This window comes from Palleronia sediminis (genome assembly GCF_004358695.1).
GTDB classification, from domain to species: domain Bacteria; phylum Pseudomonadota; class Alphaproteobacteria; order Rhodobacterales; family Rhodobacteraceae; genus Palleronia; species Palleronia sediminis.
In genome coordinates this window covers 21,296-34,124 of sequence record NZ_SNAA01000023.1, presented here as the reverse complement: position 1 = coordinate 34,124, position 12,829 = coordinate 21,296, and the positions used below count along the sequence as shown (strand labels likewise).

At 64.7% G+C, this 12,829-nt stretch carries 7 protein-coding genes; all 7 read right to left on the bottom strand.

What is annotated here, in order from left to right:
- A partial coding sequence (locus E2L08_RS15610; protein ID WP_234992111.1) for a GTP-binding protein occupies positions 1–127 on the bottom strand: 127 nt, incomplete at its 3' end.
- A 113-nt stretch (positions 128–240) separates the two neighbouring features.
- On the bottom strand, positions 241–894 hold the full coding sequence (locus tag E2L08_RS15605; protein ID WP_133398029.1) for a sulfotransferase family 2 domain-containing protein: 654 nt from the start codon (positions 892–894) through the stop codon (positions 241–243).
- Between the two features lie 21 nt (positions 895–915).
- Positions 916–3,057: an elongation factor G gene (gene fusA, locus E2L08_RS15600; RefSeq protein ID WP_133398028.1), complete on the bottom strand. Its 2,142-nt coding sequence runs from the start codon at positions 3,055–3,057 to the stop codon at positions 916–918.
- A 38-nt stretch (positions 3,058–3,095) separates the two neighbouring features.
- The gene (gene rpsG / locus E2L08_RS15595) at positions 3,096–3,566 is read right to left on the bottom strand and encodes a 30S ribosomal protein S7 (RefSeq protein WP_133398027.1); all 471 of its coding nucleotides are present in this window, start codon (positions 3,564–3,566) and stop codon (positions 3,096–3,098) included.
- A 12-nt stretch (positions 3,567–3,578) separates the two neighbouring features.
- Entirely contained in the window at positions 3,579–3,950 is a 372-nt protein-coding gene (gene rpsL, locus E2L08_RS15590) for a 30S ribosomal protein S12 (protein WP_133398026.1), read from the bottom strand.
- 363 nt (positions 3,951–4,313) lie between these two features.
- Complete coding sequence (rpoC, locus tag E2L08_RS15585) at positions 4,314–8,543, bottom strand: DNA-directed RNA polymerase subunit beta' (RefSeq protein WP_133398025.1); 4,230 nt, start codon at positions 8,541–8,543, stop codon at positions 4,314–4,316.
- Positions 8,544–8,637: 94 nt separating this feature from the next.
- A complete protein-coding gene (gene rpoB, locus E2L08_RS15580) occupies positions 8,638–12,783 on the bottom strand; it encodes a DNA-directed RNA polymerase subunit beta (protein ID WP_133398024.1) in 4,146 nt (1,381 codons plus the stop codon).
- Between the last annotated feature and the right edge of the window lie 46 nt (positions 12,784–12,829).

Sequence of the window (12,829 nt, the reverse complement as noted above, 5' to 3'; positions counted from 1 at the left end):
CATAGGCCCGGAAATCGCCGAAATACTTCGTGATCGCCGCCGTCAGCGTCGTCTTGCCGTGATCAACGTGACCGATCGTCCCAATGTTCACATGCGGCTTGTTGCGTTCGAACTTTGCCTTACCCATCTTCTTTCCTTCTCTCTTCGCCCCGGCGGACCGCGAGCATGTTCCTGCTTCACCGCGGTGCCCGGATCGCCCCGTCGGGGTGTCCCGGTTCCGCCCTGTTCATCGGGGCGCCGTCAAACCCAGGCGCCGAAAATCCGATAATCCTCGGCATAGTAGTTGCGGACCGCGGCATCCTGCCGATCCGAAAGATCCTGCGCGCCGCCCTCGGGCGGCGTGCTTGCGTTGCGATGCGGCAGGGCGGGGACCGTTCCACCGACCCTTTGCCGCACATCCTCCACCACCTCGTCCAACTCGCGCATTCCGTAGATGCGATCGAAGAACGCCGGGTCCGTCCCGAGGTAGAAGGTCATCGGCTCAGTATGCCGACGAACCTCGGGGGACAAGTCGCGATACCGTTCCAGGTTGGCGACGAAAGTCCCGAGATCGGGCTCGGGCACCATGCCGTTGTCGCGATCCCGATCCGTCAGATCGCGGGCTGGGGCGATGCACCGCCCCGCGACCTTGTCGCGGTAGGCCGAGATGAACCGCGATACCGGATCGCGCACCACGGCAAAGGTGAACTTGTCCTTCCCGACGAGGGCCTTTTCCTTTTCGAACGGACGCGACGAGTAGCAGACGTTGTGGATCGTGTAGTACTTGCCGTTGGCCCAGAAGTTCCGAAACGCGAACCCGTTCTCGATCTGAAACAGGAAGTGTTTCAGCGAGGAACAGGCGACCTTGGGGACGCTGAAATAGGACAGTCCGAACTTGTCGATATGAACGCCCATTTCAACGCCCCAGCAGTCGGTTCAGGCGAATTTCGCCTGGATCTCTTCCGAGATGTTCTGCGGAACCGGCTCGTAGTGATCGAACAGCATCGTGAACTGCGCACGGCCCGAGGACATCGAGCGCAGCGTGTTGATGTAGCCGAACATGTTGGCCAGCGGCACGAAGGCGTTGATCACGATCGCGTTGCCGCGCGTGTCCTGCCCCTGCACCATGCCGCGCCGCGACGTCAGGTCGCCGATGATGCCGCCCGTGTAATCCTCGGGCGTCACGACCTCAACCTTCATGATCGGCTCGAGCAGCTTGGCGCCGGCCTTCTTCATGCCTTCGCGCATCCCCATCCGGGCCGCGATCTCGAAGGCCAGGACCGACGAGTCGACGTCGTGGAACTTGCCGTCGACCAGCGCCACCTTGAAGTCGATGACCGGGAAACCGGCCAGCGGGCCGCTATCCATGACCGACTTGATGCCCTTTTCGACGCCGGGGATGTATTCCTTGGGCACCGAGCCACCGACGATCCGGCTTTCGAAGGAGTAGCCTTCGCCGGGTTCGGTCGGCGAGATCACAAGCTTGACCTCGGCGAACTGGCCCGAACCGCCCGACTGCTTCTTGTGGGTATAGGTGATCTCGGCCTCTTTCGAGACCGTCTCGCGATAAGCCACCTGCGGCGCGCCGATATTCGCCTCGACCTTGAACTCGCGCTTGAGACGGTCGATGAGGATGTCGAGGTGAAGCTCGCCCATGCCCTTCATGATCGTCTGGCCCGATTCCAGGTCGGTCTCGACGCGGAAGGAAGGATCCTCGGCGGCAAGGCGCTGGAGGCCCGCCGACATCTTTTCCTGGTCGGCCTTGGTCTTGGGCTCGACCGCGATCTCGATCACCGGGTCGGGGAAACTCATGGTTTCCAGAACGACCTGTTTTTGCGGGTCCGACAGGGTGTCGCCCGTGGTCGTGTCCTTGAGACCGGCCAGCGCGATGATGTCCCCTGCGAAGGCCGCGTCGATCTCTTCGCGGTTGTTCGAGTGCATCATCATCATGCGGCCGATGCGTTCCTTGCGGCCCTTGGTGGTGTTCAGGACCGAATCGCCCTTGGCCAGCTTGCCCGAATAGATGCGGGTAAAGGTCAGCGAACCCACGAAGGGGTCGTTCATGATCTTGAAGGCCAGCGCCGAGAAAGGCTCGTCATCATCCGCGTGGCGGGCGATGTTGCGCGTCTCGGTCTCGTCATCGGGCGAGAAGCCCATGTAGGCCGGAACGTCGAGCGGGCCGGGCAGATAGTCGATGACGGCGTTGAGCAGGGGCTGCACGCCCTTGTTCTTGAAGGCCGACCCGGCCAGCACCGGCACGAAGGACATCGACAGCGTGCCCTTGCGGATCAGTTCGCGCAGCTTGGGGGCGTCGGGCTCGTTGCCCTCGAGATAGGCCTCCATCGCGTCGTCATCCATCTCGACGGCAAGCTCGATGAGCTCGGCGCGCATGGATTCGGCGCGGTCGCGCAGCTCGTCGCGCACGTCCTGGACGATCCAGCTCGCGCCGAGATCCTCGCCCTTCCAGACCCATTCCTTCATCTCGACGAGATCGACGATCCCCTCGAGATTGTCCTCGGACCCGATGGGAAGCTGGATCGGAGCGGGGGTCGCCCCCGTCCGGTCCTTGATCATGCGCACGCAATTGTCGAAATCGGCGCCGATCTTGTCCATCTTGTTGACGAAAACGACCCGCGGGACCTTGTAACGGTCGGCCTGGCGCCACACGGTTTCGGTCTGCGGCTCGACGCCGGCATTGGCATCGAGAACGGCAACCGCGCCGTCGAGAACGGCCAGCGACCGCTCGACCTCGATGGTGAAGTCGACGTGACCGGGGGTGTCGATGATGTTGAACCGGAACGAGGCCTCGGTCGGCGTGTCGCCGTAGATGCCCGTCGGGTTCTTGCCGTCCTCGGTGCGGAACCAGGTGGTGGTCGTCGCGGCCGAGGTGATCGTGATGCCCCGCTCCTGCTCCTGCTCCATCCAGTCCATCGTGGACGCACCCTCATGGGTTTCGCCCATCTTGTGCGACTTGCCGGTGTAGAACAGGATGCGCTCGGTGCAGGTGGTCTTGCCGGCATCGATATGGGCCATGATGCCGAAATTGCGGTAGCGGGAGAGCGAATAGTCGCGGGGCATGAAATGCGTCCTCGTAAGGGTCTGGGCCGCCGGCCGGATTACCAGCGGTAGTGGCTGAACGCCTTGTTGGCGTCGGCCATCTTGTGGGTGTCTTCGCGCTTTTTCACGGCCGAGCCGCGGCCGTTGACCGCGTCGATCATCTCGGCGGCAAGGCGCTCTTCCATGGTGTTCTCGTTGCGCTTGCGGCAGGCGTCGATGAGCCAGCGCAGGGCCAGCGCCTCGCGCCGCTCGGGGCGCACCTCGACCGGCACCTGGTAGGTGGCACCGCCGACCCGGCGCGAGCGGACCTCGACCGAGGGCTTGATGTTGTCGAGACCCTCGTGGAACACCTCGACGGGGCTCTTCTTGAGCTTGCCCTCGACGCGCTCGAACGCGTTGTAGACGATCCGCTCGGCGACGGCTTTCTTGCCGTCGACCATGAGGTTGTTCATGAACTTGGTGACGATCTTGTCGCCGAACTTGGCGTCGGGCAGGATCTCGCGCTTTTCGGCGGCGTGACGACGGGACATCTGACGTTCCTCTTATTTCGGGCGCTTGGCGCCATATTTCGAACGGCGCTGGCGACGATCCTTCACGCCCTGGGTGTCGAGCACACCGCGCAGGATGTGGTAGCGCACGCCGGGAAGGTCCTTGACGCGGCCGCCGCGGATCAGGACCACCGAGTGCTCCTGAAGGTTGTGGCTCTCGCCCGGAATGTAGCTGATGACCTCGAAGCCGTTGGTCAGGCGCACCTTGGCGACCTTCCGCATGGCCGAGTTCGGCTTTTTCGGCGTCGTGGTGTAGACACGCGTGCAGACGCCGCGCTTTTGCGGGCATCCTTCGAGATGCATGGACTTGGAGCGTTTGACTTTCGGCTGCCGCGGCTTGCGGATCAGCTGCTGGATCGTTGGCATTCCGGTTTCATTCCCCGTGTTGCAACACTTGTTCCTCAGGGGCGCGCGCACCCCGGTTCAATCTTCCTGCGCCTCGCGCGTCCGCAAAACGCAAACACCGCATGGGTCGGTGCGACCACGCGGCTGGCATCCAGAGGATCGGGGCCCGCAAGGCCCGGATCATGACCACTTCCATCAATGTTTGCACCGGCTCGGGACGGTCCCCGGTCGCGCGGTTCGCGGCCGTATAGAAGGAGTCGCGGGGGGTGTCAACCGCCCCGCCCGGCCCCCGCGGCCCGTGCCGGGTGCGACCCGCGCCCGCCCGGACCAAGGGCGAAAACGGCGCCCGAAGGCGCCGTTTCCCGTGATCGTGACGAGGGCCGCTTATTCCTCGCGGCTTTCGGGGGGCATGTCCATGACGTCGACATCGCCCGTGTCCTCGGGGGCTGCCAGCGCCGCCGCGGCCTCGGCCTCGGCCTGGGCCTTTTTCAGCACTTTCAGGTCACGCTCCGCGGCGATGCGGCGCATCTGCTGCGTCGCCCCGCCGGTGCCGGCCGGGATGAGCCGGCCGACGATGACGTTTTCCTTGAGCCCGACGAGCTTGTCGCGCTTGCCCTGGACGCTGGCCTCGGTCAGCACGCGGGTCGTTTCCTGGAAGGACGCGGCCGAGATGAAGCTGCGCGTTTGCAGCGACGCCTTGGTGATGCCCAGCAGGATCGGTTCGCCCTGCGCGGGGCGCCCGCCCTTCTTCATGGCCTTTTCGTTGGCCTCGTCGAACTCGACCTTGTCGACATGCTCGCCCTTGAGAAGCACGGTATCGCCGGAATCCCGGATCTCCCACTTCTGAAGCATCTGGCGGACGATCACCTCGATGTGCTTGTCGTTGATCTTGACGCCCTGCAGTCGGTAGACGTCCTGCACCTCGTCGATCATGTAGTCGGCCAAGGCCTCCACCCCGAGGATCGACAGGATGTCATGGGGCGCGGGATTGCCGTCCATGATGTAGTCGCCCTTCTGGATGAAGTCGCCCTCCTGCACCGGGATGTGCTTGCCCTTGGGCACCATGTACTCGATCGGCTCGGCGCCTTCCTCGGCAGGGACGATCGCGATCCGGCGCTTGTTCTTGTAGTCGCGTCCGAACTTCACATGGCCGTCGGCCTCGGCGATGATCGCATGGTCCTTGGGGCGACGCGCCTCGAACAGTTCGGCCACACGCGGCAGACCGCCGGTGATGTCCTTGGTCCGTGCGCCTTCGCGCGGGATGCGCGCGACCACGTCGCCGGCCTTGACCTCGGCCCCGTCCTCGACCGACAGCACCGCGTCGACCGACATGGGGTAGGTCAGCGGATTGCCCTGGTCGGTGCGCAGCGGCTCGCCGTCCTCGCCCAGAATGACGATCTCGGGCTTGAGGTCCGACCCCTTGGGGGCCGCACGCCAGTCGGTCACGATCTTCTGGGTCATGCCGGTCGCGTCGTCGGTCTCGTCGCGCACCGAGATGCCCGTCACGAGGTCGATGAAGCGCGCCGTGCCGGATTTCTCGGCGATGATCGGCAGCGTGTAGGGGTCCCACTCGAACAGGCGGTCGCCGCGCGAGATGGTGGCCCCGTCCTCGACCCGGACCGTGGTGCCGTAGCCCAGCTTGTGGCTGGCTCGCTCGGTCCCGGTCTCGTCCTTGACGAGAAGCTGCATGTTGCGGCCCATGACGATGCGGTCGCCCGCCTCGTTGGTCAGGATCTGCGGGTTCACGAACTCGATCGTGCCGTCGACGCTGGCCTCCTGGAACGACTGCTGCGCGCCCTGCGCGACGCCGCCGATGTGGAAGGTCCGCATCGTAAGCTGCGTGCCCGGCTCGCCGATCGACTGCGCCGCGATGATGCCCACGGCTTCGCCCTGGTTGACCATCGTGCCGCGCGCGAGGTCGCGGCCATAGCACATGGCGCAGACGCCTTCCTCGGCCTCGCAGGTCAGCGGCGAGCGGACGCGCGCCTCCTGGATGCGAAGCTCGTCGATGAGGTCGGCGGTACGCTCGTCGACCAGTTCCCCGGCCTTGACGATCACCTCTTCGGTGCCCGGCTTGACGATGGGGTCCATCACGACCCGGCCGAGGATACGCTCGGCCAGCGATGCCACCACTTCGCCGTCATTGACCGCCGCGCCGATGGTGATGCAGCGATCGGTGCCGCAATCGACCTCGCGCACGATGCAGTCCTGCGCCACGTCGACAAGACGCCGCGTCAGGTAGCCCGAGTTCGCGGTCTTGAGCGCCGTATCCGACAGGCCCTTGCGCGCGCCGTGGGTGGAGTTGAAGTACTCCAGCACGGTGAGGCCTTCCTTGAAGTTCGAGATGATCGGCGTCTCGATGATCTCGCCCGAGGGCTTGGCCATCAGGCCGCGCATCCCGCCGAGCTGCTTCATCTGCGTGACCGAGCCCCGTGCGCCCGAATGGGCCATCATGTAGATCGAGTTCGGCTCGGCCTCGGCGCCGTCGGCATCCTGCCCCGGCGTCGAGATCGTGGTCATCATCGCGTCCGTGACCTTGTCGTTGCACTTGGACCAGGCATCCACGACCTTGTTGTACTTTTCGCCCTGGGTGATCAGGCCGTCCATGTACTGCTGCTCGAAGTCCTTGACCTGCTCGCGCGTGTCCTCGACCAGGCCCCACTTGGCCTCGGGGATGACCATGTCGTCCTTGCCAAAGCTGATGCCGGCCTTGAACGCCTCGCGGAAGCCCGTGGTCATGATCTGGTCGCAGAAGATGACCGACTCCTTCTGGCCGCAATAGCGGTAGACGGTGTCGATGACCTGCTGCACCTCCTTCTTGCGCAGAAGGCGGTTCACCAGCTCGAACGGGGCCTTGGCGTTAAGCGGCAGCAGCGCGCCCAGCCGCACGCGGCCCGGCGTCGTCTCGTAGCGGCGCACGACCTCGTTGCCCTCGGCATCGATCTGCGTCAACCGCGCCGTGATCCGGGCGTGAAGATGCACCTCGCCCGCGTCGAGCGCATGCTGCACCTCGTCCACGTCCGAGAAGATCATCCCCTCGCCCTTCATGCCCTCGCGCTGCATCGAGATGTAGTAGAGCCCAAGGATCATGTCCTGCGACGGCACGATGATCGGCGCGCCGTTGGCGGGCGACAGCACGTTGTTGGTCGACATCATCAGGACGCGCGCCTCGAGCTGGGCTTCCAGCGAGAGGGGAACGTGCACGGCCATCTGGTCGCCGTCGAAATCGGCGTTGAAGGCCGAGCAGACCAGCGGGTGAAGCTGGATCGCCTTGCCCTCGATCAGCACCGGCTCGAAGGCCTGGATACCCAGGCGGTGCAGCGTAGGCGCCCGGTTCAGCATCACGGGATGCTCGCGGATCACCTCGTCGAGGATGTCCCAGACCTCGGGGCGTTCCTTTTCGACGAGCTTCTTGGCCTGCTTGACGGTAGAGCTGAGCCCCTTGGCCTCGAGCCGCGAGTAGATGAACGGCTTGAACAGCTCGAGCGCCATCTTCTTGGGCAGCCCGCACTGGTGCAGCTTGAGCTCGGGGCCGGTCACGATGACCGAACGGCCCGAGAAATCGACCCGCTTGCCCAGCAGGTTCTGACGGAACCGGCCCTGCTTGCCCTTGAGCATGTCCGACAGCGATTTCAGCGGACGCTTGTTCGCGCCCGTGATGACGCGGCCGCGGCGGCCGTTGTCGAACAGCGCATCGACGGATTCCTGCAGCATCCGCTTTTCGTTGCGGATGATGATGTCGGGCGCGCGCAGCTCGATCAGCCGCTTGAGGCGGTTGTTGCGGTTGATGACCCGGCGATAGAGGTCGTTCAGGTCCGAGGTCGCAAAGCGACCGCCATCGAGCGGAACCAGCGGGCGCAGCTCGGGCGGGATCACCGGGATGACGGTCATCACCATCCATTCGGGCCGGTTGCCCGACTCGATGAAGTTCTCGACGATCTTCAGCCGCTTGATGATCTTCTTGGGCTTGAGCTCGCCGGTGGCCTCCTTGAGTTCCTCGCGCAGCCGCTCGGCCTCGCCCTCGAGGTCGATCATCGACAGCATCTCGCGGATCGCCTCGGCGCCGATATTGGCGGTGAAGGCGTCCATGCCATAGGCGTCCTGGGCGTCCATGAACTCTTCCTCGGTCAGCATCTGACCGTAGGTGAGATCGGTGAGCCCCGGCTCGATCACGACGTAGTTCTCGAAATAAAGCACCCGCTCGAGGTCGCGCAGGGTCATGTCCAGCATCAGGCCGATGCGCGAGGGCAGCGACTTGAGGAACCAGATATGCGCGCAGGGCGCGGCCAGCTCGATATGGCCCATGCGCTCGCGCCGGACCTTTTGCAGCGTCACCTCGACGCCGCATTTCTCGCAGACGATGCCGCGATACTTCATACGCTTGTACTTGCCGCACAGGCACTCGTAATCCTTGACCGGGCCGAAGATGCGCGCGCAGAACAGGCCGTCACGCTCGGGCTTGAACGTGCGGTAGTTGATCGTCTCGGGCTTCTTGATCTCGCCGAAGGACCAGCTGAGGATCCGCTCGGGGCTCGCCAGGGAGACCTTGATCTCGTCGAAGGTCTTGGGGGCCGCCAGGGGCGAGAACGGGTTGGTGGTAAGTTCCTGGTTCATCGTTCGTCCTTGCGAAAAAGGGTGCGTGCCGAGGGGACGGGCCCCTCGGGGAAAGGAATCGGGAGGGCTCGGGCGAAACCCTCCCGCGCCGAGGTCACTCGACGTCCTCGTCCTCCGCATCCAGGAGTTCCATGTTCAGGCCGAGGCCGCGGACTTCCTTGACGAGCACGTTGAAGCTCTCGGGAACGCCCGCCTCGAAATTGTCCTCGCCCTTGACGATGCTCTCGTAGACCTTGGTCCGGCCGGCCACGTCGTCGGATTTCACCGTCAGCATTTCCTGCAGGGTGTAGGCCGCGCCGTAGGCCTCGAGCGCCCAGACCTCCATCTCGCCGAAACGCTGGCCGCCGAACTGCGCCTTGCCGCCCAGCGGTTGCTGGGTAACGAGGCTGTAGGGCCCGGTCGAACGCGCGTGGATCTTGTCGTCGACAAGGTGGTGCAGCTTGAGCAGGTACTTGATGCCCACGGTCACGCGGCGGCTGAACTCCTCGCCGGTGCGGCCGTCGAACAGGCGGGACTGGCCCGACTGGTCGAACCCGGCACGCGTCAGCGCGTCGTTCACGTCGTCCTCTTTCGCACCGTCGAAGACCGGCGTGGCGATCGGAACGCCATGGACGACATTGGTCGCCGCCTCGATGAGGTGGCTGTCCTCCATGCCCTCGATCCCCTCTTCGTAGACGCGGTCGCCATAGGCCAGGCGCATCGCCTCGCGGACCGGGGTCAGGTCGCCGCCGCGCCGGTACTCGTCCAGCGCGTCGTCGATCTTGAGCCCGAGACCGCGCGCGGCCCAGCCCATATGCGTCTCGAGGATCTGGCCGACGTTCATCCGACTGGGAACGCCCAGCGGGTTGAGCACGAAATCGACCGGCGTGCCGTCCTCGAGGAACGGCATGTCCTCCATCGGGACCACCTTGGAGATCACGCCCTTGTTGCCGTGACGGCCGGCCATCTTGTCGCCGGGCTGAAGCTTGCGCTTCACCGCGACGAAGACCTTGACCATCTTCATGACACCCGGCGGCAGGTCGTCGCCGCGGCGGACCTTTTCGACCTTGTCCTCGAAACGGGCATCGAGCGCGCGTTTCTGCGCCTCGTACTGCTCGTTCAGGGCCTCCATGATGCGCGCGTCGTCCTCGTCGCCGAGGGCGAGCTGCCACCACTGGCCGCGGCTGAGCTGACCGTCGAGCAGCGCCTCGTCGATCGGGGTGTTCGGCTTGACGCCTTTCGGACCCTTGGCCGCCACCTTGCCCATCAGCAACTCGCGCAGGCGCGAATAGATGTTGCGGTCGAGGATCGCGAGCTCGTCGTCGCGGTCGCGGCTGAGGCGTTCGACTTCCTCGCGCTCGATCTGGAGCGCGCGCTCGTCCTTTTCGACGCCGTGGCGGTTGAACACCCGCACCTCGACGACCGTGCCGTAATCGCCCGGCGGCAGACGCAGGGACGTGTCGCGCACGTCGCTGGCCTTTTCGCCGAAGATGGCGCGCAGCAGCTTTTCCTCGGGCGTCATCGGGCTTTCGCCCTTGGGCGTGATCTTGCCCACGAGGATATCGGCCGGGCCGACCTCGGCCCCGATATAGACGATGCCCGCCTCGTCGAGATTGCGCAGCGCCTCTTCGCCCACGTTGGGAATGTCGCGGGTGATTTCCTCGGGCCCGAGCTTGGTATCGCGCGCGGCGACCTCGAACTCCTCGATATGGATCGAGGTGAACACGTCGTCACGGGTGATCCGTTCCGAGATGAGGATCGAGTCCTCGTAGTTGTAGCCGTTCCACGGCATGAAGGCGACGACGACGTTCTTGCCAAGCGCCAGCTCGCCCATGTCGGTCGAGGGACCGTCGGCGATGACCTCGTCCTTCTGGACGAAATCGCCCACCTTCACCAGCGGACGCTGATTGATGCAGGTGTTCTGGTTCGACCGCTGGAACTTGCGCAGGCGATAGATGTCGACGCCCGGCTTGTCGAGGTCGAGATCCTCGGTCGCGCGGACGACGACGCGGGTCGCGTCGACAAGGTCGATGATGCCCGCACGGCGCGCGGTGATCGCGGCGCCCGAGTCGTGGGCGACCTTCTGCTCCATCCCGGTGCCGACCAGCGGCGCCTCGGCCCGCAGCAGCGGGACCGCCTGGCGTTGCATGTTCGATCCCATGAGCGCGCGGTTGGCGTCGTCGTTCTCGAGGAACGGGATCAGCGAGGCCGCGACCGAAACGAGCTGCTTGGGGCTCACGTCGATCAGATCGACGCTGTCGGACGGCGCCAGCGTGTAGTCGCCCGACTGGCGGGTGGACACGAACTCCTGGATGAACTTGCCGCCCTCGTCGAGCTGCGCGTTCGCCTGGGCGACCGTGTGGCGCATCTCTTCGGTGGCCGAGATGTAATGCACCTCGTCCGTCACCTGGCGATCCTTCACCACGCGATAGGGCGTCTCGATAAAGCCGTACTTGTTCACCCGCGCGAAGGTCGCGAGGCTGTTGATGAGGCCGATATTCGGCCCTTCGGGCGTCTCGATCGGGCACATCCGGCCGTAATGGGTGGGATGGACGTCGCGCACCTCGAAACCCGCGCGCTCGCGCGTAAGACCGCCCGGCCCGAGCGCCGAAAGGCGCCGCTTGTGCGTCACTTCGGACAGGGGGTTGGTCTGGTCCATGAACTGCGACAATTGCGACGAGCCGAAGAACTCGCGCACCGCGGCCGCGGCCGGCTTGGCGTTGATGAGGTCCTGCGGCATCACCGTGTCGATCTCGACCGAGGACATGCGCTCCTTGATGGCGCGCTCCATCCGCAGCAGGCCGACGCGATACTGGTTTTCCATCAGCTCGCCGACGGAGCGCACGCGGCGGTTGCCGAGGTGGTCGATATCGTCGATGTCGCCGCGCCCGTCGCGCAGGTCGACCAGCGCCTTGACGCAGGCGACGATATCCTCGTTGCGCAGGGTTCGCTGGGTATCCTCGGCGTCGAGATCGAGGCGCATGTTCATCTTGACCCGGCCGACGGCGGACAGGTCATACCGCTCGCTGTCGAAGAACAGCGAGTCGAACAGCTTGGACGCGGCCTCGACCGTGGGCGGCTCGCCCGGACGCATGACGCGATAGATATCGAGAAGCGCGGTCTCGCGGCTCAGGTTCTTGTCCTGCGCCATCGTGTTGCGCATGTAGGGGCCGACCGTGATATTATCGATGTCGAGCACCGGGATCTCGGTAAAGCCCGCATCGACAAGCTCTTTCAGGGTGCCGCCGGACACCTCGCCGGCCTTGTCGACCTCCCAGGTCAGCTCGTCCCCGGCCTCGACATAGATCGCGCCGGTTTCCTCGTCGATCATGTCGCGCGCGGCAAAGCGCCCGATGATCTGGTCGAAGGGCACCAGGAGCTCGGTCACGGTCCCTTCGTCCTTGAGCTGCTTGACGGCCCGCGGCGTGACCTTCTTGCCGGCCTCGGCGATCACCTCGCCCGAGGCGGCATCGACCAGGTCATAGGTGGGACGGGTGCCGCGCACGCGGTCGGGGAAGAAGGGGGTCGCCCAGCCCTTTCCCTTGACCTCGCGATAGGTCACCTCGTTATAGTAGGTCTGCATGATCTGCTCCTGGTCCATGCCGAGGGCATAGAGCAGGGTCGTCACCGGCAGCTTGCGGCGACGGTCGATCCGCGCGAACACGAGATCCTTGGCGTCGAACTCGAAATCGAGCCAGGAGCCGCGATAGGGAATGATCCGGCAGGCAAACAGGAGCTTGCCGCTGGCATGGGTCTTGCCCTTGTCGTGGTCGAAGAACACGCCGGGCGAACGGTGCATCTGCGAGACGATCACCCGCTCGGTGCCGTTCACGACAAAGGTGCCGTTCGGCGTCATCAGGGGCATGTCGCCCATGAAGACGTCCTGTTCCTTGATGTCCTTGACCGATTTCGCGCCGGTATCCTCGTCGATATCGAACACGATCAGGCGCAGCGTGACCTTCAGCGGGGCCGAATAGGTCATGTCGCGCTGCTGGCACTCCTCGACATCGTATTTCGGCTTTTCGAGCTCGTAGGACACGAATTCGAGAACGGCGGTCTCATTGAAGTCCTTGATCGGAAAGACCGACTGAAAGACGCCCTTGATCCCTTCGCCGTCCTGCGGCTCGGGCTGGCTGCCCGATTGCAGGAACAGGTCGTAGCTGGATTTCTGGACCTCGATGAGGTTCGGCATCTCCAGCACTTCGCGGATCTTGCCGTAATATTTCCGAAGACGCTTCTGGCCGAGGAACGAGTTCGCCATGGAGGAGTGCATCCTTCTTTCTCAAGGCGCGCACCCCTGGGACGGG